This window comes from Ramlibacter pinisoli (genome assembly GCF_009758015.1).
GTDB lineage: Bacteria > Pseudomonadota > Gammaproteobacteria > Burkholderiales > Burkholderiaceae_C > Ramlibacter > Ramlibacter pinisoli.
The window spans coordinates 1,552,439-1,572,999 of record NZ_WSEL01000009.1; the positions used below are offsets into that span (position 1 = coordinate 1,552,439).

The 20,561-nt window shown below is 66.8% G+C and carries 19 protein-coding genes and 1 pseudogene; 9 read left to right on the forward strand and 11 right to left on the reverse strand.

Going from position 1 to position 20,561, the window contains the following annotated elements; all coding sequences use genetic code 11:
• Positions 1 to 237 precede the first annotated feature (237 nt).
• Positions 238 to 459 carry a carbonic anhydrase gene (locus GON04_RS27300; protein WP_181653782.1) on the reverse strand — a complete coding sequence of 74 codons (222 nt, stop codon included), beginning with the start codon at positions 457 to 459 and terminating at the stop codon, positions 238 to 240.
• Positions 460 to 942: 483 nt separating this feature from the next.
• On the opposite strand from GON04_RS27300, the pseudogene GON04_RS21800 reads away from it, so the two are divergent.
• A pseudogene (locus tag GON04_RS21800) lies at positions 943 to 1,677 on the forward strand (IS30 family transposase); the annotation flags it as partial.
• A gap of 129 nt (positions 1,678 to 1,806) precedes the next feature.
• On the opposite strand, the gene GON04_RS21805 reads toward GON04_RS21800, so the two are convergent.
• The 6 genes from GON04_RS21805 to GON04_RS21830 form a co-directional block, all read right to left on the reverse strand.
• A complete protein-coding gene (locus tag GON04_RS21805; protein WP_157400088.1) occupies positions 1,807 to 2,694 on the reverse strand; it encodes a hypothetical protein in 888 nt (295 codons plus the stop codon).
• A 1,046-nt stretch (positions 2,695 to 3,740) separates the two neighbouring features.
• Positions 3,741 to 4,085: a chorismate mutase gene (locus GON04_RS21810; RefSeq protein ID WP_157400089.1), complete on the reverse strand. Its 345-nt coding sequence runs from the start codon at positions 4,083 to 4,085 to the stop codon at positions 3,741 to 3,743.
• 2 nt (positions 4,086 to 4,087) lie between these two features.
• Positions 4,088 to 5,056 (reverse strand): Bug family tripartite tricarboxylate transporter substrate binding protein, encoded by a 969-nt coding sequence (locus GON04_RS21815; RefSeq protein ID WP_157400090.1) that lies wholly within the window; start codon positions 5,054 to 5,056, stop codon positions 4,088 to 4,090.
• Positions 5,057 to 5,068: 12 nt separating this feature from the next.
• The gene (locus GON04_RS21820; RefSeq protein WP_157400091.1) at positions 5,069 to 5,854 is read right to left on the reverse strand and encodes an alpha/beta fold hydrolase; all 786 of its coding nucleotides are present in this window, start codon (positions 5,852 to 5,854) and stop codon (positions 5,069 to 5,071) included.
• Complete coding sequence (locus tag GON04_RS21825; RefSeq protein WP_157400092.1) at positions 5,851 to 6,246, reverse strand: VOC family protein; 396 nt, start codon at positions 6,244 to 6,246, stop codon at positions 5,851 to 5,853. The genes GON04_RS21820 and GON04_RS21825 overlap by 4 nt, the downstream gene beginning before the upstream one ends.
• Positions 6,243 to 7,901, reverse strand: coding sequence for an FAD-dependent monooxygenase (locus tag GON04_RS21830; RefSeq protein ID WP_157400093.1), 1,659 nt, complete (start codon positions 7,899 to 7,901; stop codon positions 6,243 to 6,245). Before GON04_RS21830 ends, GON04_RS21825 begins: the two co-directional genes overlap by 4 nt.
• A 100-nt stretch (positions 7,902 to 8,001) precedes the next feature.
• Between GON04_RS21830 and GON04_RS21835 the strand changes: the two genes are divergently transcribed.
• The 3 genes from GON04_RS21835 to GON04_RS21845 all read left to right on the forward strand — a co-directional run bounded on the left by GON04_RS21835 (position 8,002) and on the right by GON04_RS21845 (position 12,117).
• Positions 8,002 to 8,835, forward strand: a complete 834-nt coding sequence (locus GON04_RS21835) for an AraC family transcriptional regulator (protein WP_157400094.1) — start codon at positions 8,002 to 8,004, stop codon at positions 8,833 to 8,835.
• Positions 8,836 to 9,691: 856 nt separating this feature from the next.
• On the forward strand, positions 9,692 to 10,132 hold the full coding sequence (locus tag GON04_RS21840; protein ID WP_157400095.1) for a thermonuclease family protein: 441 nt from the start codon (positions 9,692 to 9,694) through the stop codon (positions 10,130 to 10,132).
• 470 nt (positions 10,133 to 10,602) lie between these two features.
• On the forward strand, positions 10,603 to 12,117 hold the full coding sequence (locus GON04_RS21845; RefSeq protein ID WP_157400096.1) for a hypothetical protein: 1,515 nt from the start codon (positions 10,603 to 10,605) through the stop codon (positions 12,115 to 12,117).
• Between the two features lie 127 nt (positions 12,118 to 12,244).
• Here the strand turns inward: GON04_RS21845 and GON04_RS21850 are convergent, their stop codons facing one another.
• Positions 12,245 to 12,598, reverse strand: a complete 354-nt coding sequence (locus GON04_RS21850; RefSeq protein WP_157400097.1) for a nuclear transport factor 2 family protein — start codon at positions 12,596 to 12,598, stop codon at positions 12,245 to 12,247.
• Positions 12,599 to 12,827: 229 nt separating this feature from the next.
• Between GON04_RS21850 and GON04_RS27130 the strand changes: the two genes are divergently transcribed.
• A complete protein-coding gene (locus tag GON04_RS27130) occupies positions 12,828 to 13,295 on the forward strand; it encodes a DUF2314 domain-containing protein (RefSeq protein WP_157400098.1) in 468 nt (155 codons plus the stop codon).
• Between the two features lie 194 nt (positions 13,296 to 13,489).
• On the opposite strand, the gene GON04_RS21860 is transcribed toward GON04_RS27130, so the two are convergent.
• From GON04_RS21860 to GON04_RS21870, 3 genes are read right to left on the reverse strand one after another with little or no spacing between them, the layout of a single operon-like run.
• Positions 13,490 to 14,461: a Bug family tripartite tricarboxylate transporter substrate binding protein gene (locus GON04_RS21860; protein WP_157400099.1), complete on the reverse strand. Its 972-nt coding sequence runs from the start codon at positions 14,459 to 14,461 to the stop codon at positions 13,490 to 13,492.
• Between the two features lie 43 nt (positions 14,462 to 14,504).
• Positions 14,505 to 16,007: an FAD-dependent oxidoreductase gene (locus tag GON04_RS21865; RefSeq protein ID WP_157400100.1), complete on the reverse strand. Its 1,503-nt coding sequence runs from the start codon at positions 16,005 to 16,007 to the stop codon at positions 14,505 to 14,507.
• Positions 15,973 to 16,806 carry an IclR family transcriptional regulator gene (locus GON04_RS21870; protein ID WP_157400101.1) on the reverse strand — a complete coding sequence of 278 codons (834 nt, stop codon included), beginning with the start codon at positions 16,804 to 16,806 and terminating at the stop codon, positions 15,973 to 15,975. Before GON04_RS21870 ends, GON04_RS21865 begins: the two co-directional genes overlap by 35 nt.
• Before the next feature lie 109 nt (positions 16,807 to 16,915).
• On the opposite strand from GON04_RS21870, the gene GON04_RS21875 reads away from it, so the two are divergent.
• Genes GON04_RS21875 through GON04_RS21890 form a run of 4 tightly spaced genes read left to right on the forward strand, consistent with a single transcriptional unit; the run spans position 16,916 to position 20,560 of the window.
• Positions 16,916 to 17,911 (forward strand): Bug family tripartite tricarboxylate transporter substrate binding protein, encoded by a 996-nt coding sequence (locus GON04_RS21875; protein ID WP_157400102.1) that lies wholly within the window; start codon positions 16,916 to 16,918, stop codon positions 17,909 to 17,911.
• A 20-nt stretch (positions 17,912 to 17,931) separates the two neighbouring features.
• Positions 17,932 to 18,153, forward strand: coding sequence for a hypothetical protein (locus GON04_RS21880; RefSeq protein WP_157400103.1), 222 nt, complete (start codon positions 17,932 to 17,934; stop codon positions 18,151 to 18,153).
• Between the two features lie 5 nt (positions 18,154 to 18,158).
• Complete coding sequence (locus GON04_RS21885; protein WP_157400104.1) at positions 18,159 to 19,571, forward strand: FAD-dependent oxidoreductase; 1,413 nt, start codon at positions 18,159 to 18,161, stop codon at positions 19,569 to 19,571.
• Complete coding sequence (locus GON04_RS21890) at positions 19,568 to 20,560, forward strand: NAD(P)H-quinone oxidoreductase (protein WP_157400105.1); 993 nt, start codon at positions 19,568 to 19,570, stop codon at positions 20,558 to 20,560. The genes GON04_RS21885 and GON04_RS21890 overlap by 4 nt, the downstream gene beginning before the upstream one ends.
• Position 20,561: the final 1 nt, after the last annotated feature.

Here is a 20,561-nt window from a genome sequence, read left to right on the forward strand (position 1 = left end):
GAACGCGCGATGACGGCGATTCCCGACACTGGACATTGGCCGAAGTGCACGGCGAGCGTACCGGTATAGTTTGAAACAGCCTTCGTCGAGCGTCGGATCCAGGCCGGCGTCACGACGGGCGAGCGCCGGCTCCCGTGGCAGCTGCTCGTGCTGGCCTTCATGTGGCCGGCGCCAGGCTGGTTCAGCTGCAGCAGCGTCTCAACGACTTGCCCTGAATGGATCGTTAGGCTATCTCGGCTATTCAAGGAAGCGCACCCGCCCTGACTCAAGCTCGTACACCGCGCCGACGAGTTTCATCGTACCTTGCGCGAGACGCGCCTGACCCTCCGGCGTCTCGCGCAGCAATCGCACGGTCTGGCGGACATTCGCTTCCACGGCCTGGTGCAGCAGTGCCTCGTCGGGCTGCGACGCGTCGAGGCCATCGAGGGCCGGTACGATGTCTTCCAGCAGCGCAGCGATTCGACTGCCTCGCCGCCCTCACTCTTAACAACGCATGAACAGTCACCGTACGAGCATTCCTGTCGAACACAACTGCTCAGTCATCACGGCCGCCGGCGGCGCCCGGAGGTCCTGCACGTCAGGCGCCTGCCTGTTCCCATCCCGCGCGAAGACAAGGTCCTGATCCGATTCCGCGCAACAGGCGTCAACCGGCACGACTGTGGTCAGCGCCGCCGCGGACCCTACACCGATGCACAGCGCCGATTCGATCGAGCAGTTCCTTGCGACTTCAGGTCCACGGGGGGCAGAAGACCTATCCCATGATCTTGAACAGAAGCAAAAGCGGGCCAGCGGCGGCTGAGGGCAACCGCGGGTCGATTGCTGCCGTCCTCCGGCTTGGAGGTAGCTACCTAGCTCCGCGTGTTTACGAGGGAACCCGACGAGTGGCGAAAAGTGACCGCTGCACTGGCCTTTACATCGTTCCGTGACTGGGCTTGCGTCCCGCTCCAGAGCCAGTGGTCGCCCGAGCAGATCGCGGGCTGGCTAAAGCATACTTATCCAGACGACGAGAGCCTGCAGGTGTCACACGAAGCCATTTACCGAAGCCTCTTCATCCAGGCGCGAGGTGCTCTGAAGAAGGAACTGCTCGAGCATCTGAGGCGAACGCGTGGAATGCGCCGCTCACGCCACCATACGCAGAAGACCGCGGTGCACGGCAAGATCTCTGACGCGATCTCGATCAGCGTGCGTCCTGCTGCGGTCGAAGATCGAGCAGTGCCAGGACATTGGGAAGGCGATCTGTTCTTCGGCAGTGGCAACAGCCAGATCGCGACCCTTGTGGAGAGGCAGACACGATACGTGATGCTGGTGAAGGTGGGTGGCAAGGACACGCAGACTGTGGTCGATGCACTTGTGCGCCACGCCCGGAAGCTGCCGCAGGAACTCTATCGATCACTCACATGGGACCGCGGCAAGGAGTTGGCAGCTCACAAGCGCTTCACGCTGGCCACAGACATCAAGGTGTACTTCTGTGATCCTCAGAGCCCATGGCAGCGCGGCTCGAATGAGAACACCAATGGGCTGCTCAGGCAGTACCTGCCCAAGGGCCTGGACATCTCAAGCTACTCGCAGACCAGCTTGGATGCGATCGCACGAAAATTGAATGAGCGTCCGAGGAAGACTCTGGGCTTCAGGACGCCGGCTGAGATGTTCGACGAACGCGTTGCGTCGACCGGTTGAATCCGCCGCCAGAAGCGGACATGCCCGCTCTCACTGGCAGTTCGCGACGTCCTTCACTTGCTGGGCGGTACCTCCGACAACAAGAATTCGCTGCGTCCACAGCTGCGTCCGGGAACCACTTCCGGCGGGTCACTTGCCCAACGCGATCACATCCGCTCCGTTGGCTGTCGCGCTCGCATACGTGAGAACGTAGCGGCCGTCTGATCCGCCTGCGACGGCAAAGCCCGGCGCGGCAGGCCCAGTAAAGATCCCAAGGGTGGGAGAGACCACCAGGTTCAGGGTTCGGTCCACCTCCTGTGTCAAGACAGTTGCGGCGGCTACGGCATCGTTGTTGACGGCGATTGAGTTGATGCTGGCGGTGGTCCCGCGGCGTTCGCCAATGACCGTCTGGAAAAACGCGGTGAAGCCCCGGTCTGCCCGCGCGATGGCCACCGAGTCGATTTGCAGGACCGTGATTCCTCCGATGACAGACTCTGGGTTGCCTTGCGCGTCGACGATCTGCCAGCGTGCCTGGGGCGAGCTCGAGCTAGTCGACGCCGGCTGTCCCCAGGCCAGTCCCACGCGCCCGTCTGCCAGTGGCGCTGCGGCGAACGGAAAAGTCGCAGCTGCCGCGGATGCCGCCACGCCCCGTGCGGCTGCCAAGGGGGCCGTCAAGCCGCTAAACGGTCGGGTGGTGATCGTGAAGCTGAGCCCGCCTAAGGCTGCATCGCCCTGGGTCTGCAGCCATGTCAGTACGAGGGAGCCGTCTGCGAGTGGCACGATGCGTGGCTGCGCCTGGTCGCCTTGGGTCTCGTTAGCCACTGTGGGAGCGCTCCCGACCGCAGCGCCGTTCGCGGAAAAACGTTGCACCAAGATCTGTCGCGGCCCCGCCGCTGTCGATTGCGCTGACCAGGCGACAGCATGTCCGCCGTCGGGCGCTGCGGCGACGTCCAAGCCTGCGTCGATCGCCGCCGCCGGGGCCGTGGTGACTGAAGTCGTGTCCTGCAGCAGTGCCCCGCTCGCGCTGTAGCGTCTCATCTGCACCGTGGCCGCGGCCGGTCCCGAGGAGGCGCTCCAGGCGATGACCCACTCGCCGTTGGAGGTGCCTGCGACGCTGAAGATCGTGGCTTGGCTGGCGACTGCCAGCTGAGGGCCTACTGGTCCGCCGGCGGCGTCGATCAGCTGGGCGATTAGCGCTCCCGCCTGGGTCCACGCAATGACGGCGCCACCTTGGGCAAGCCGGGCCGCCTTTGGCCCGGCCGTGGACGCTCCTATGCTCGCGAAAGCGACAGAGGACGCCACGGCGAGAGGGCCGAACGCGGCGAACTGCGCACCATTTGAGGTGCCGCCTCCGGCGGCCGGCGGCGGTGCAGGGCTGGCCGGACCCGCTGCGGGAGGGAGAGCTGCAGGGCCTGATGCCGCCGGAGGAGTGGTTGCGGGGCCTGGGGCTGGTGCGCTCGCAGGGTTCGATGCGGCGGCCGGGGCGCTCGCAGCCCCCGCCGTGCCCTCGGATGCTGCCCCGGGCGCAGGGGCGGTGCCGCCGCCCCCGCCGCCTCCACAGGCTGCTAAGACGAGCGCAAACAGCGTGGTCACGCTGGCCAGGGTTTTCTCGCTGCGCATCGCCAAACCCCTTTTTGACGGAGAAGGCTATGTTCGGAACCTAACTCTGGGGCCGCAAGCGCGCTTGGGAGCGTCTGTGCCGAGATGTGACGTTGCTGAACGTGCGAGTTTCAGGCTGAGGGGGCTCGGCCCCCTCTGCGCTGCGGCCGTGCTTGACAGGACGCAGGGAGCGAGCGGCTCAACAAACTCTCACGCCGATTGCCGCTTGTCTGGAAGGCGCAGTCGGGCTACGTTCTCGGTGGCGCGGGTGAGGGTTCACCTTCGAGCTAAAGTTGCTGGGCGGGAGATAGCGTCCTGCGGCGTAGTCCTTGAGTTGAGCGGTGGCCCCGGGAAGTTCCGCGCCGAAAGCACTACGCCGCGTCCATTGCGGTTTGCATGTCGGGAGCCCTTCCCGGAAACGAAATAGCGCAGCGCTAGCGTTGACTGAGGACCTTGGCTTGCGGACCGCGCCGTGCACTCGCCGTTCAGCCGTAGTTTTGCGTGCGCTCGTTGCCGGAAGCAACATCTTGGAAATCAACGAAACTCTCCGCCGCAATTCGTTGGTGATCCGCGAGGGTGTGCTGACGGACGACGTCAAACAGATGCCGCACGAGCAGTTCGTCCACGCGGTGCTTCGAGGCAAGCTGAGACAACAGGTGCTGCCGCTCCGTCTGCCGCGCTGGGCTGATGGGAGGTTCGCCGATGGCCACCTTGCACTCTCCGACCTGCCGGGTCAGCATGAAGCGCTGGGCCAGCAGCGCGACGATGCGGTCATCGGTCTCGTCGATCTGCGCCCGCAAGGTGGTCAGAGACTGGTGCGCGTCCTGCATCCTCAATCCATCCGGATGCCCAGGGGCGTCACGTCTCGCTTCAGCCTCGCCACCTCCTTGTCGATCGCCTCGCTGAATTGCGCCGGTGTCGATGCCAGTCTGGAGCTGCCGGGGGTGGCCGCAAACTGCTGGATGAATGCGGGCGACTTCATCGCCGTCGCAACCTCCCGCTGGATCTTTCCGGCGAGGTCGGGTGCCATGCCGGGCGGGCCGAACAGCCCGGCCCAGGCCGGTACGTCGACGCCCTGGATGCCCTTCTCGTTGAGCGTCGGCACGTTGGGCAACTCTGCAATCCTCTTCTCGCCGGCAATAGCCAGTGCGTGCGCCTTGCCATCCTTCACGATCGGCGTGGCGAACGAGGAGCCCCAGAACAGCATCTGGATGTGGCCCGCGACCAGGTCGTTCATGGGTGAGCCCTTATAGGGCGCGTGGATAAGCTTGAGGCCAGCCGATTTCTCGAACAGCGCGCCCGCAAGGTGGGTGGTGTTGCCGTTGCCCGCCGAGCCGTAGCTGACGGTGTCTGGCTTCGCCTTGGCGGCGGCAATCAGCTGTTCGAGCGTCTTGTAAGGCGAGTTGGCTGGCACCATAAGCAGGAAGCCCGCCGTCGACGTGAGCTGCGAGATGGGGGTGAATCCTCCAATCGGCTCGTAAGGCAGCTTCTCGTACAGCACCGCATTGGTGATGTGACCGCCAGTCGTGAGTAGCAGCGTAGCGCCGTCTGGCTTCGCTTTGTTCACCTCGGACGAGCCGATGATCCCGCTGGCGCCGGGTTTGTTGTCGATCACGTAGGTGTTGCCGTTGACCTTGCGCAGTGCATCGGTGAGCTGCCGGGCCAGCAGGTCGGTGGAGCTGCCGGCCGCGAAGGGCACGACCACGCGGACGGTTTGCTGGGCCCACGCTACGCTGGCGAAGCTAGCCACGGCGATAGCTGCAGCAGCCTTGGCCAGGCGATGTAGGAGAGATGCTGTCATGGAAGCAGTCTTTCAGAGATGGTGAATGGAACGGTCCAAAAACGATGCGATCTGGTCGGCGAGCAGCGCAGGCGCCTGGACGGCCGCGGAATGCCCAACACCCGGGAGCGGCTCGAAGCGCGAATTGGGAATGCGCGCCGACAGACCTTTCGCCACTCGGGACGGCACGACTCGGTCTTCGCTGCCCGACAGGCAAAGGGTGGTCACGGAGATGGACTCCGCGCGCAGAAGCGGATGCGTTTCTGCCGCTAGTAAACCGCGCCGCGACGTCGAGGGCGCTCGTGCGAAGCGGTCCGCCAGCTGCGGATGCGTAGCGACGTGCGCCGGCGTGTAGAACATTTCCGCAAGCGCCCGCGCCGATGACGGTAGTCCCGCCCGCAGGGTGCGTAGTTTCCTCGCCCCCTCCGGATGGAGATCGGCGATCGCGCGGTCCAGTGGCCAGGTGTTGCAGAGAACCAGTGCCGTCAAGCGGGCCGGTTGCCCCAGCGCCGCCGATTGCGCGATGCGGCCACCCAGCGAGGTCCCCATGACCGCAAAGCGGGCGAATCCGAGCGACTCCATGAGATCGTTCGCATCCTGCGCCAGGTCCGGGATGTGGTGTTCGCCGGCGTCGGCGGCGGACTCGCCGCAGCCGCGCTGGTCGTAGGTGACGACGCAGGCATGGGCGGCGAGGGCTTCTGCGAGCGCCGAGAAGCTTTCGCGCGTGGCCTCGGCGCCATGCACCAGCAGGATGGGGGCGCCTTCGCCTCGGACGTCGTACGCCGTCCGATGACCGTGCAAGTCCACGAAGCGGGTCATCCGGCCTGCTCCCCTTCCTCGGCCAGGTCGAACGTGAGCTCGATCTTCAGGCCCAGCGGATCGCGAAGGAAGACCTGGTGCAAGGTCCAGCCGGGCACCGGCGCCTCGGTGAAGCCGATGCCGGCCGCCGCGAGCCGGCTGCGTGTGGGGGCGAGACCGCTGGCCCGGAAGGCCACGTGGTCGAGTGCGACGGCCTCGACGCTGGCGGCGCGGCCGGAGGCATACAGATGCACGACCGGCTGGCCGGCGGCATACAGCCAATAGCCGCCGAAGCGCAGCGTGGGCCGTGGGCCTGGTTCGAGTCCCAGCGCCTGCGAGTAGAAGGCACGCAGCCCTTCGAGGTCTTCGGCATCGCAGCGGAGCGTGAAATGGTGCAGGCCGTGGATTGTCACGCCGCCCTCCGCAGCGTCGCGGCGCCTTGGCGCCGAAGCGTGTGTTCCATTGCCGAGGCCAGGCTGGCGGCCGGCTCCTCCGGCACCCAGGGCATGCGCCAGGCCACATGGCCGTCGGGACGGACCAGCACCGCGCCGTACAGGCCCATGTCGAGGCCGTCGCGCGCGTCCACCGACTCGAGTTCATGCGTGCGGATCGGCACGTCCAAGCGCTCGCAGACGTCGCGCGCGGCGGCTTTCCAGTCGGCCGACCGGGGACCGTGCACGATGACGAAATCGCGATCGAACAGATCCAGTGTCGAACGCTGCCGGGCCAGGTCCAGCCACAGGTGGGGAAAGCGGCCGCCGGGCCGGTCGCTGGGGTCGTACCGGCCCAGTGTCAGGCCGCGGGGCGCCGTGCCGTCCGGCACGATCGCGCCGTCGTCGTAGCTGAAGCCCAGCCCCAGCCCGATGCTGTGGCTGTGGTGAACCACGTCCTTGATCCAGAAGTTGATCGCCTGCAGGTTGCGGGATCGGAACGCTTCCTCCAGCTTCATGAAACGGACGGTGTTGCCGTGACTGAAGTCCGCATTGGCCTGGCCGATGGGCCGGCGTTCCGTATCGTAGGTGTCCAGCAAGGCCTCACCCGCCTGTCCGCGCAGCACCAAGGCGAGCTTCCATGCCAGGTTGTGGGCGTCCTGGATGCCGGTGTTCATGCCGTAGCCGCCGGTGGGAGGAAAGCGGTGCGCAGCGTCGCCGACGAGGAACACCCGGCCGCGCGAGTAGCGTGCCGCCACCTGCTTGCTCACCCGCCACACCGAGCGGTTGATGATCTTCACGTCCAGGTTGGGAACGCCCGAATGCGCGCGCGCGAGCCGTACCACTTCTGCATCGCTGCGCTGTGGCGGCGTGACGTCGCTTCCGTCGCCCACCTTGGTCACGGTGAGCCAGCGGTCGGCGCCATTGGTGTTGAGCACGCTGGCTTGCGACACACCGGGGTCGCCCGGCAGAATGCGGAACACGCCGACTTGGCGCACGCTCGGCACGTGCGAGAGATCGCCCTGCCAGTAGTCGTTGTTCATGATGGCCAGGCTGGCTGGGCCTGTCATCGCAATGTCCATCTGCCGGCGCAGGCCGCTGCCGGCGCCGTCAGCGGCCACCAGGTAGAGGGCCGGCCTCTTCGTTTCCTCGCCGGTCCTGGTGTCGCGTGTAAACGCCACCACGCCGTCGGCGGTCTCCTCGTAGCGCAGGAATTCGGTGTCGAAGCAGACACGCCCCAGCCTGGATTGCCGCACGACGCGGTAAAGCTCGTCCTCCACTACGTCCTGCGACACCGTGCATTTCCACGCCGGCGTCTGGCCGAAATCGATCTCGCGCGGCACACGTCCGTATTCGTGCCCCGTGATCGACTCCACGAAGGCGAAGCCATTGGCATCGTCTGGAAGGCCGCGCGCCTTCACCGCGCGCTCGATGCCCCACTGCCGGAACAGCTCCATGGTGCGCACCCAGGTGCCACGGGCGCGCGGGTGGTCAGTGAGGCCGGCATTGCGCTCGACGACCATGAAGGGGATGCCGAAGCGATCCATCAGCAGGGCGGTCGCGAGGCCCGTGGGGCCGGCGCCGACGATCAGGACTGCCGTGGCGCCGGGTGACGCGGGAAGGCGGATGGGATTCATGGCTCGAAATCGCTATAAGTGGGACGGGCGAAGCGAAATTTCCCACTTCCTGGCCTGGACGCGATAGCGTCACGCTGCAAAGAAATTGCGAGATCGAGCCATGAAAGCGCAACAGCAAGTCTTCCCCTCGCTGGCCTCCTACAACCAGGCTTTGAACGACCTAGGCGCCCGCCGCATCGGGCATCGCGTGCTCGCCATCTCCGCGGCAGGCACGCCGTCGTTCACGGGACGCCAGGCCAAGCGCGAGGGCAGCTGGCACAGCCACCACCGCGGCCAGTTGATGTGTGTGAAAGACGGCTTATTGCACGTGCGGACCACGCACGGCTCGTGGGCCGTTCCGCCGGGACGGGCTGCCTGGGTGCCCCCCGGCGTGCCGCACGCGGTCAACAGCAACGGCGTCAGCCACAGCTGGCATCTCTACCTGTCTCCTGCAGCAAGTCGGCCGATGCCGCCGCGCCCCTGTGTCATTGAGGTTAACCCGTTGATCGAGGACATCGTGCCGCGCGCCGTGCTCTGGACGGCCCAGGAGCGTCTCGATGCCGCGCAAGGCCGCTTGATGGCGGTACTGATCGACGAGCTGGCGTCGGCCCCGCACGACCGAATGCAGTTGCCGATCCCGCGCGATCGGCGGTTGCTGCGCATCGCCACGGCCATCTTGGACAACCCGGCAGATACCCGGACACGCGACGAATGGGCTGCCTGGGCAGGCCTGTCATCGCGCACGCTGACGCGGCTTTTCCAGGAAGAAGTGCGGATCAGTTTCGCGCAGTGGCGCGAGCAAGCGGCACTGATGGCGGCTGTCGACAGGCTGGCCCACGGCGAGAGCGTAGCGAGCGTGGCCGATGCCTTGGGTTACGCCACGCCGAGCGGATTCATCGCCATGTTCCGGCGGCACTTCGGCGAGCCCCCGGCACGGTACTTCGCGTCACAGTAGTTGCCTGGGGCAAGTGCATCAATGAGCGGATCGAGTCCGTTTGATTCGTGACATCAACGGGAAGTAGGTCTGCTCCTGGCCGATGCGGTCAAGTGGGACTAGCTCGGAGCGCGGCCAGCGGGCGGATCTAACGGCAGAGCAGCCGGCCCAGCGGGGCCGACGCAGCTGCAGCTGAACGTGGCGCCCATCCCGGCTGCCTGCGCACGGCGACATCATCCCGTGGCGGACAGTAGGTCGGCTAAAGGCGGTTGCGGATGCACGAGTTCTCGCCCTATGCCGTGCTTTCAAGGCCGTACCCACTCACCGGCGAGATCGCGATTCGGCACCCACGCCCGCGAACTCGGGCAGACCTCTTTATCTCCGGATACTCAACTCCCCGAATGCGTTCACGGTCCGCGCGCAACGTTCTTTGATCACATCCGTGGCGAGGCGACCCTCATTGGGAGCTGACTTCAGGGTCGGATACGAACCGATGTCCATGAAGTAGTTAAGGCCCTTATCAAAACACGCTTCCCTCTCGCGATCCAGTGCTACTGCTCGGGACACCTTCTGAATTTCATCCTCACTACCGCAGCCCGCAAGTTGGACAAGGGTAGCGCCCACTAAGCAAAGAATAGAAATTTTTAGACTACTCATCCCGTTTCCTGCCTCTCTTGGGACAAGGATAACTGATGACGCACTAAATCTCGAGGGCACGGCCTGATTCAGCGCAAGGCCGCCGCGGCCCTGATCCACGCGCAGTAATACTCTGCCCTCCCAGAGGCATGCTGCTCGAACACACCAAGCTGAGGCTCAGCGTTGACGAGGCCGGCGGAGCCGTGATCAACGAATCCTGCGCGAGGCGCGTTTACCTCGGATGGTCATCCACACGCGATTCGCTCTGACTGCATTCATCCTTGTCTCGGCGACTTGGGCGCGCGCGGACATCGATGGCGCCGTCGTCGGCGTGTCCGACGAAGACACCATAACGGTGCTGGACGATGAGCGCGTTCAACACAAGGTGCGCCTCGCCGGAATCGACGCTCCGGAGAAGTTGCAGGCCTTTGGAGCGCGCTCAAAGCAGTCGCTCTCCGCATGCGCGTTCGGACAGCGGGCGCATGTCGATGGCGAAAAGGTCGACCACTACGGACGTCTCGTCGGCAAAGTCGTCGTCAGCGGCGTTGACTGCAACCTGCGCCAAGTGCAGGCCGGGCTCGCTTGGCATTACAAGCAATATCAGCGCGAGCAGTCGGCGCCGGACCGGCGATCCTGTTGCGTCACGCTATGCTCATGTCCATGCAGAGGGCGTCGGTCATAGTTGCTTTCCTGGGCCTTGTCTCCGTTGCGGAAGCGCAAGTCCCTGTCCCTGACACTCTTCCTGCGAAGCGACCTATGACCAGGGTTCTTCCCGCAGGCACTCCGCCACCGAGTGACTTCCCGCCTCCAATGATCGATCCACCGTGTGCGCAGACAGGGCGCTGTTCTGCGGAACAACTCCAATCTTGGTACGGCGTGGGACCGCAGGTTGCTTCTCCGACCTCCGCTCCTCCCAGTGGCGTATTGAGACGGCCGCGACACTGATCGACGGACGGGGGGCGGATAACGCCTCGGCGCACAGGAGCTGCTTCGGGTCGGGACCGGCCCTCAACGCACCGCGACAGCGGACCTGCAGCGCGCCGGGCCGCGCTCGCCAAGACTCGCGCTGACTGACGAACTGCAGTAAAGTTTGTCGGCGACCGCTTGCCGAGCAGCGACGTTCGCACTGAGGAGCAAGCTGAGGGCGCAAACATGAACGCCGAGCCCAGCCCGGGCCAGCCAGTGAATCCGAGCGCACCGCCCATCGCGCCGGACGAGCCTGCGGCGGCAGCCGCAGTTGGACTCACCGTTCCCATCGCGAGTCCCTGGCCCGCGCGGTTCTGGAAGGATCTGCGATTCGGCTGGGCACGGCAGCTCGGCGTCGCCGCAGTTGTGCTCGGCACCCTAGCGGCGGTCGGGCACTTTGTGGGGGGCATGATTGGCTGGTGGCACGCCTACGAGGTCACGTTCGGCGCGCTACACAAACAGGAATCGGTGCGGTCGCAAAAGTCGGCGACGCCCGGCACGACTCCGCCAGTGTCGATGGTGGTTCTCCCCCTCTCTCACGTCGGAGGAGCTGACGATGAATGGTTCACCGACGCGTTGACCGGCGATCTCACGACCGAACTGGGCCGTATCACAAACAGTCTCGTGATTGCCCGTGACACCGCATTCACTTACAAGGGCAGGGCCGCTGATCCGCGGCAAGTCGCCCGTGAACTGGGCGTGCGCTACGTCGTGAACGGCAGTGCCCGGCGTACGGACCAGCGTGTGCGCCTCAGTCTTTCCATCGTGGACGGCGAATTCGGCTCGCAGCGCTGGGCGCAGAATTTCGACTTCGATCGATCGGAGCTGTCCAGTTCGTTCGACAACATCGCTCAGCAGATCGCCAGAGCGCTATGGATGGAAATTTATCGTTCGGCTGGCGAACGGGCTTCCAAGTTGAAACCGCACGAAGTCGAGGCCGATGACCTGGCCATGCAGGGCTGGGGCTTCTGGTTTCGCGGCATCACTCCGGAAAACGTGGCGGGGGCGCTTCGCGCGTGCGAGCAGGCAGTCGCCAAGGATTCGCGATCTATTCGAGGGTGGGGATGCGTCGCCGCCATGAGCGGCACCGGCCGGGGCTTGGGATTTGCCGCCGACAAGGACGCCGCGCGGAGGCAGCTCGAGGAAGCGACGGCGCGCCTGCAACAGCTCGATCCCAACGACTTCTTCGCCATCAACTCCAGGGTCCAGATTGCCAACATGAATGGAGACTGGGAAACAGCGTTGCGGATCGCCACTGACTTGGCCGATCGCTTTCCCAGTGAACCCAGCGGGCACCAGCACCAGGCGGTCGCGCTGCTCAGCCTTGGGCGATTCGAGCAAAGCATCTCGGCTGCCGAACGCGCGCTGAGAATCAGCAGACTCGATCCCCGTGTTGGCATCTGGTATTTTGTGATCGCAGCCGACCAGTTCAACCTGGAACGCTATGCCGACGCGGCGGAGAATTCCCGGCGCTCATTGATTGCAAATCCGGCGCTTCCATTGTCGGCCGGCATGCTGGCCGCCTCGCTGGTTCGCTCGGGGCGACAGGAGGATGGCCGGAAGGTCTTGCAAGACCATCTATCCCGCAACCCTGGTTTCAATGCGGCGTTCATTCAGGCCAGCATTCGCAGCACGGAGCCGGACAATATCGCGGGTCGGGACCGCATGATCGCGAGCTTGCGCGAAATCGGGCTGCCTTGAAGCACAGCCGGCGACGGCCGCTTCCGGCCAAGAGCAGCCGTGTCGTCGGGGCGAAAGGCGGCACGGCTCAAGTCGCGTCGCTGCCGTCCCCGCACGCCGGACGTTCGCTTGCGACGTTCCACATGGCTCAGGGTCCGGTGGCGCTCGCAGTCGTGGCTTGTGACATCACGCTTGCCCACGCGCCGTCTACGCGCTTCCAGACCTCCACCACCCACAGCCCACCGCTGAAAAAGCGAGTGACCACAACATCACCTTGAATCTCGAACTGCTCGCGTTCGCGGGGGACGTATGGCCGCTGTTTCTGCGTCTTCAGATTCTCGATCCGATCGGCGCGCGTGTAGAAATTGCCGTTCTGCTGGACAGTTGTGAATTGCGCCGCTGTGTATTTGCCCCACTGCGCGGGATCGACAGCATAGAAGGCTTCGTCGCGCGCACGCATTGCGGCTTGAAGGTCGGGAGGGAGCCTAGTTGCGTCGTTCATTCAAACACTGTAGCGCCCGAACCGCAGGCCCGGCTTTGAGCCGATCCCCCGCCGATTCGGAGGAGGCCGCTCTGGACGACGAAAGGCGGATGCGACAGCACAGCCGCCCCAGCGACGTGCGTCTTCTCGTTCCCCGACCGTATGGTTTACTGAATGCGCGGTCTTCGAACTACCTGTGCCTATGGGAGACAGCAGACAGTCCTGCTGACATTCTCTCAAAGGAAAAACCGTGCCCAAATCCAAAGACCAGATCGTGCTCGATGCCCAGCACCCGCGTATCGAGGTCCATCCCATCCTCGAAAACAACTTCTCGCTGGGCAACCTTCTTCTGTGTCGCTACAGCATCGACGACGGAGAAGCGATGCAACGCAGCGCGCCCGAGACATACTGCACCCCAAGCGCGCAAGAGAGATCTGCTGTGCAAGCTGGCGAATACGTGAGGCTGAACTTCAGAATGGAAGTGGAGTATCGGTCCATCGCGGAGCGCATGTGGGTAAAGATCAGGCAGCGAGAGGGAGACAGCTATATCGGCCGCCTCGCGAACACCCCCGAATTCATCACCACGCTTCGGTTTGGTGATCTGGTGCGATTCAAGGCAAGGAACGTGATCAAGATCGCCGCTGCGGACGCTGTTACCACTCAATTGCTGAGTGGTGCCAATGTTCGCGTTGTCGAAGCTGAGGTGCACGGCGCCTAGTGTGGCCGGGAGCTCGCCACGAACTTGCTACCGAAGCAAGGACTTTGCGGCTGCGGTTGCGGCGCGGCTGCTACCGATCCATAGCAGCCATCCATCCGCCGCGGAATTGGCGAGCGCGCGGGGATGTGATGCGAGTTCGAGAAGTCCTGCGGTTTCGGCGTCTCGTCTGACGCGCGGCCGCTGAAGGGGCACTGCTACTCGACCTTCAGTCCGGCGTCGCGCGCCAGCTTCTGGTACTTCTGCACTTCTGCCTGCTTGTAGGCGGAGAACTGGGCCGGCGTGACGTTGACCACCTGGCGGGAGTTCTCCGCGTACAGGCGCGTCATGCCGGGCGAGCGCAGGACCTTGTAGACGGCCTCGTGCACGCGGTCGATCACCGCCTGCGGCGTGCCGGCGGGCGCCTCGAGCGCGGTCCAGACCGTGAGCTCAAAGCCCCGGATGCTTTCCTGGACAGCGGGCACGGACGGCAGCACCGGGCTGCGCTGCGCGGAGCTGACCGCGATCGCCTTGGCCTTGCCGGCCTGGATGTTCGGCAGGGCCGAGGTGTCGGCGAACAGGAAGTCGACCTGGCTGCCCAGCAGCGCGGTCAGGGCAGGGGCCGTGCCGGCGAAGGGCACGTGCGTGGCATTCGCGCCGGTGAGCTGATTCAGGAAGGCGCCGGCCAGGTGCGGCAGGCTGCCGGGGCCAGAGGAGGCGAAGTTCATCGCACCGCCCTTCTGTTTGAGCTCGGCGACGAGATCGTCGATGGTGTTGATGCCCCGGTCGGGCCGCACCACCAGGAAGAACGGGCTGTCGGACAGGATCGCGATGGGCGAGAAACTGGTGAGGTAGTTGTACGACAGGCTCTTGAAGATGGCCGGTGCGATCGCGTGCTGCGTGGTGCTCAGCAGCATGGTGTAGCCGTCGGCCGGCGCCCGGGCCACGTAGGCCGCGGCGATGGTGGTTCCGGCGCCGGGCCGGTTCTCGACGATGACCGGTTGGCCCCAGTCCTGCGAGAGGTCGCGGGCCACGGCACGCGCCACGCTGTCCGCGCCGCCACCGGCCGGATAGGGATTGACCAGCGTCACGGGGCGGGTGGGAAAGGGCGTCTGCGCCCGGGCGCCGGGCCACACGGCTGACGACAGCGCTGCGGTGAAGGCTGCCTGCAAGAGTTGTCGGCGGGTCATGTTGTCTCCGTAGTTTTAGTGGGTGATCGGAATCGGGCGACGTTCAGGCGGCCGCGTGCACGGTGGCCGGGGCCCGGACTGCCGCCTGGCTGGCGTTGCGCCCCGCTAGGCGCCCGGAAACGAACGCCCATGCCAGGTGGTGGCCGTGGCCCTTGAGGAGCAAGCCGCCCTGGCCGGTCGAGCCGGCGGCATACAGGCCGGGGACGGGGTGCCCGCCAGCGTCCAGTACCTCCAGCTGCGGCGTGACCGCGAGGCCGCCGTCCGCCAGCACGGTGACCGCATGGATAGGGCCGAGCAACAGGAACGGACCGTCGCGGAACCCTGCCGCCGTCGCGGTGGCTTGCAGGCCGGGGAGCGGCATGCCGCTGCGCGCTGCCAGCGCCTCCAGGTCCGGCGCTCGCGCGCACAGATCCGGGCGGTTGCGCTGGTAGTCGTCGACGTAGGCATACGCCACGCTGGGCGCGGTCGAAATGAAATTGGGCCAGCGGGAGAACAACTGCAGCCGCTCGCCGTCCATGAACAGCCAGGCGGCGTTGCCGGGTTGGCGCGCGATGCCGAATCCGATCTTTTCCCCGTCACCCAGGAACGCCTCGCCGGCGCGATTGACCAGGGCGGCCCCGAGCTTGAGCAGATGCGCCTCCGGCGCCAGGGCGGTGGTGACGAAGCTCATGACGAACGGACGCGCCAGCGCAGGCGGCATGGTGCGCATGGCCCAGCGCATGAGCGTCGTGATCGGCCGCACGGGCGGCAATGACAGGAACCAGGGCAGACGCGCGGGCGGCGCGAAGCGAAAGCGCGGATCGTTCAGGGCGATGTCGCCGTTGACAATGACGGCGCCGACATCGCGTGCCATCCGCTGGCAATCACCCGTGGCCAGCCGGTTCACCGCTGGGATGTCCACCTGGTCCTGGTTGCCGAATTCGATCTTGAATTCGCGGCTGGCGTTGAAGTCGCCGCCAGCCAGTACGACACAGCGTGCGCCGATCGCGTGCGAGGCGCCGTCCGGCCCGCAGGCCTGGACCCCGACGATGCGGCCGTCGGGCCCCTGCAGCAGCTTCTCGGCCCGGGTCCCCAGCTGCACCTGCACGCCTGCGCGCTGCGCCCGGCGCGACAGGTGGTAGATGTATGAGCCCGAATTGGGCAGCACGTTGTGCATTCGCGGCCTGCGGTGCGGCGGCTCCTCGAACACGCCGATGAACTCGACACCGCTCTCGCGCAGCCACGCCACGGCGTCGGCAGCATGGCGCGTGAGCACCTCGCAGAGGGCCATGTTGTCGCGGTGAGCGAGGTCGCCGGCCCAGGCGGGCATGTCGGCCAGGTGGTCCTGCCACGAGTCGTCCACGCCGGCCGCGCGCTGATCGGGAGTCCCCGCCGCCGTGATGGATCCGATCGACCAGCCCGTCGTGCCGCCGAGCTTTTCGCCCTTCTCCAGCAGCACCACGGACCGGCCCTCCTCGGCGGCGGTGATGGCCGCCGCCAGGCCCGAACCGCCGCCGCCGACGACTAGGACGTCACACTGCTTCATGGAACACCTCCGTGTGCGCATAGGGCCAGACGGAGGCGAGCTTCTCTGCCGTCGCAACCACCTGCGGCGCGCACGTCTCCAGCGCGGCGCGGTCCATGTGGGCCACCGGCGCAGCCAGGGTCACCACGCCGACGCAGCGCGGTTGCTCGCTGCCGAACTGCTGCACCATGATCGGCGCGCCGATGGCGCCGACCCCCAGGCCGTGCTCCTCGTAGGAGATGGCGTAGCCGCGCTCGGCCGTCACGTGCAGGTCCGCCATGATCTTCTTGATGTCGACCAGCGAGTGCGGCGTCATGCGCTGGATGCCGCGCTCGAGAATCAGGCGGCGCGCCCGATCCGGCTCGATGGTGGCGAGCCAGGCCTTGCCCGCGGCGTGCGTGTGCAGCCCGATCTCGGTGCTGTAGTTCGGGTCGATCTGCAGGTAGCGCTTCTTCGTGAGGATCGACATCACCCACGTGATCGTGTCCTGCTCCACCACCGCCAGGCGGATGAATTCGCCGGTCTGGTCGGCGAGCTCGCGCAGGATCACCTGGCTCTGGTTCAGCAGCCGGGAGCGCGACATCTTCTTCATGCCGACGTTGCTGATGCGGTACGTGAGGCAGTAGTTGCCGGTCTTCTCGTCCTTGAACACGTAGCGCGTGGCGATCAGCGTGTTCAGCAGCTTGAACGCAATCGACTTGTTCACCTCGAGGATGTTGAGGATCTCGGTGAACGACAGGCCATCCGGGGCCTCGGCGAGCTGCTCGATCACGAACAGCGCGCGCTCCACCCCGGTGATGGTGTCGGTCTGCTTGTCGGGAATGCCTGGAATCTTGGACATGGCTCCTGCCCCTTGACGGCGTTGTGGTAACCCATGTTACCATCGCCGCGCCGTTGTGGGTAACCCAGGTTACCCACGATCCCGACGGCCTCGACAACCAGGAGACAGCATGCCCGCCACCCCGCTTCGCCGCAGCATCCTGAGCTACGCGGCCGCCGCACTCGCCAGCCTCGGACTGCAGGCCCTTGCCAGCACCGGGGCGATGGCCCAGACCTATCCATCGCGCCCGGTCAAGTTGATCGTTCCCTACCCCGCCGGCGGTTCCACGGACCAGCTGGCCCGCCTGATCGCGGTGCCGATGGCCAAATCGCTCGGGCAGCCGGTGGTCGTCGAGAACATCAGCGGCGGCAACACCATGATCGGCACGGCGGCAGCGGCGCGCGCCGCTGCGGACGGCCACACCGTGCTGGTCAACAGCCTGGCTTTCTCGGTCAACGTGCTGGTCACCAGGCAGCCCAGCTACCGCACCGAGGACTTCATCCCGGTGGCCCCGCTGGTGACCAATCCTTATGTGTTGAGCGTCAACCTGAACGTGCCGGCCAACTCGGTGAAGGAGCTGGTCGACTACGCCAGGCGCGAGCCCGCCAAGGTCAACGCGGTGTCCCTCGGCCTGGGCGGGGTGACGCACCTGCTCAACGAGCGCTTCGCGGCCGCCGCCGGCGTGCCCATCACCAGCATCCACTACCGGGGCGCCGGCCCGGCGCTGGTGGACCTGATGTCCGGCCAGGTGCAGTTCTTCATCGACACCGCGGTCACGTCCATGCCGCACCTGCGCGCGAACAAGCTGCGGCCGCTGGCCGTGTCTACGCCGGAGCGCTCGGCGCTGCTGCCGACCGTGCCGACCTTCAAGGAACTCGGCTTTCCCGCAATGACGCAGGAAGGCTGGTTCGGCGTCTTCGTCCCGAAGGGGACGCCGGCGCCCATCGTCGAGCGCCTGAACAGGGAAGTGCTGCAGGCCATGGCCACGCCCGAGGTCCAGCAGATCGTCCTGCGCGACGGGCTGCGCGTGCCGCAGTGGACCCCGCAGCAGTTCGCCGACTTCATCAAGGAGGACTCGGCAGCCTGGGCGGGCACGGTCAAGAACCTCAACATCCAGCTCGACTGAGCACGCAGCGCGGGCCCCGCATGAAACACTACCCCGCCCTGGAATTCGCGTCTTCGCACGGCCGGCGCGTCGCTGCGGCCGTGGGCCTGGCCTGCGGCGCGGCTGCCGTGGCCCACGCGCTGCGCACCTCGTCGGCCGCCAGCCTGGCGCTCGGCCTCGCCGGCGCGACTCTGGCCTTCCTCCTGCTGCGGGTGGCAGCGGAGGTCCTGGAACTCGTCGCGGACACCCTGCTGCCCAAGTAGCAACCATGACGGGCACGCAATCTCTCGACGCAGACGTCGCCGTGGTCGGCGCCGGGCTCGCCGGGCTGGTGGCCGCGCTGCGCTGCGCGCGCGGCGGCCGGCGCGTGGTGGTCCTGGAACAGGCGTCCGACGAGCGGCATGTCTGCAATTCGCGGCTGGCCAGCGGCGTGTTCCACGTCGCCTTCTGTTCGCCGGCCACGGCGCCGGAGGAGCTCGAGCGCCGCATGCGCGAGCGCCACCCCGCGGCCGATCCCCGGCTGATCCGTACCTTGGCACACAACGCTCTGCGTGCGGCGCGGTGGCTGCGCGACGAGGCTGGCGCGCACTTCATGCGCGCCGGCGCCGAACCGCTGTACGACTACGTGCTGGCGCCGCCGGCCGTCGCCCGCTCTGGACGTGCGTGGCAGGGCCGCGGCGCCGACGTGCTCCTGCGTGCGCTGGAAGCCACGCTGCAGCGCCACGGCGGCGTGGTGCGCCGCGGGCACCGCGCGCAGGCGCTGCTCCAGGAGCAGGGCCGTTGTACCGGCGCGCAGTGCGAAGGAGCCGAGGGCGCGCTGGAGGTCCGCAGCAGCACCGTGGTGCTGGCCGACGGCGGCTTCCAGGGGGATCCGGATCTGCTGCGCCGCCACGTCACGCCGCGGCCCGAAGCCCTGGTCCAGCGCAATGCGCGCACCGGGCGCGGCGATGGCTGGCGCATGGCGCAGGCAGCCGGCGCGGCCATGAGGGAATCCGCCACCTTCTACGGCCATGTGCAATCCCGCAGCGCGCTCGACGACGACCAGCTGTGGCCTTACCCCTGGCTGGACGAGTTGGCCCGCAGTTGCATCGTGGTGGGAGCCGACGGACGACGCATCGCCGACGAGGGCCGCGGCGGCATCCACCTGGCCAATTGCATTGCCCGGCTGCGCGAGCCGGCGTCCACGTTCGTGATCGCCGACCGCCCAGCGTGGGAAGGCCCCGCCGCCGACCGGCCCACCGGTCCCAACCCGAAGCTGGAGCGCGCCGGCGGCCGCATCCTGCGCGCTCACTCGCTCGCCGCCCTGGCGGCCGAAGCCGGCATCGACGCCCAGGGCCTCGAGCGGGAGGTAGCGGCCTACAACACCGCGGTGCGCAGCGGCGAGTTCGGCACGCTCCAGCCGGCGCGCAGCACAGGTCAGTTCCGCGCCTGGCCGATCCTCACGCCGCCCTTCTACGCACTGCCGGCTGCCGCCGGCATCACCTACACCTTCGGCGGCATCGCCGTCGACCAGCACTCACGCGTGCTCGCCACCTCCGGCGTGCCGCTGCCCGGGCTGTACGCCGTCGGCTCGACCGCGGGCGGGCTCGAAGGCGGCGAGAACGTCGCTTACTTCGGCGGCCTCGTGAAAGCGACCGTCACCGCGCTCTGCGCCGCCGAGCACATCCTGGAAAACACATGAAAGCGATCGAGATCACCCAACCGGGCGGCCCCGAGGTGCTGCGGGTGTGCGACCGCCCCACGCCGCCGGTCGGACCGCTGGACGTCCTGATTCGGGTCGCGGCCGCGGGCGTCAACCGCCCGGACGTGCAGCAGCGCAAGGGCCTGTACCCGCCGCCACCCGGCGCCTCGGACATCCCGGGCCTGGACACCGCCGGCATCGTCGAGCAGGTGGGCACCCACGTCACGCGCTGGCGGCCAGGCGACCGCGTCTGCGCCCTGTCCAGCGGCGGCGGCTACGCCGAGCTGTGTTCCGTCCCACAGGGCCAGGTGTTGCCGGTGCCCGCCGGCCTCGGACTGGTGGAGGCCGCCTCGCTGCCGGAGGTGTTCTTCACTGCCTGGCACAACGTCTTCCAGCTGTCCCGGCTGGCTGCCGGCGAGACGTTGCTGGTCCACGGAGGCACCAGCGGCGTCGGCATGGCGGCCATGCAGATGGCGCGCGTGCTGCGCGACGCGCGCGTGATCGCCACCGCCGGCACGGCGCAGAAATGCCGCATAAGCGAGGAGTACGGCGCCCACCACGCCGTCGACTACCACGGCGCCTGGGACGCGGCGGTCCGCGACTGGGCCGGCCCGCACGGGGTCGATGTGATCCTGGACTCGCAGGCGGCCGACTACGTGGCCCTGGAAGTCGAGCTGCTGGCCATCGGCGGACGGCTCGCCCTGATCGCCAACCACCGCGGCGACCACTCCACGCTGCGCACGCGCGCCTTCGTGCAGCGCAGCCTCACCCTGACCGGCGCGCAGATCCGCCGCCGCGACACCGACTTCAAGCAGAAGATCGCTGACGAACTGGTGGCGCAGGCCTGGCCCGAACTGGCCAGCGGCCGCATCCGCACCCGCATCCAGTCGACCTTCCCTCTCGAGCGCGCCGACGAGGCGCACGCCATCCTCGATCGCAACGAACAGATCGGCAAGGTCGTCCTGGTGGTCGACCCGGCCCTGGCCTGAC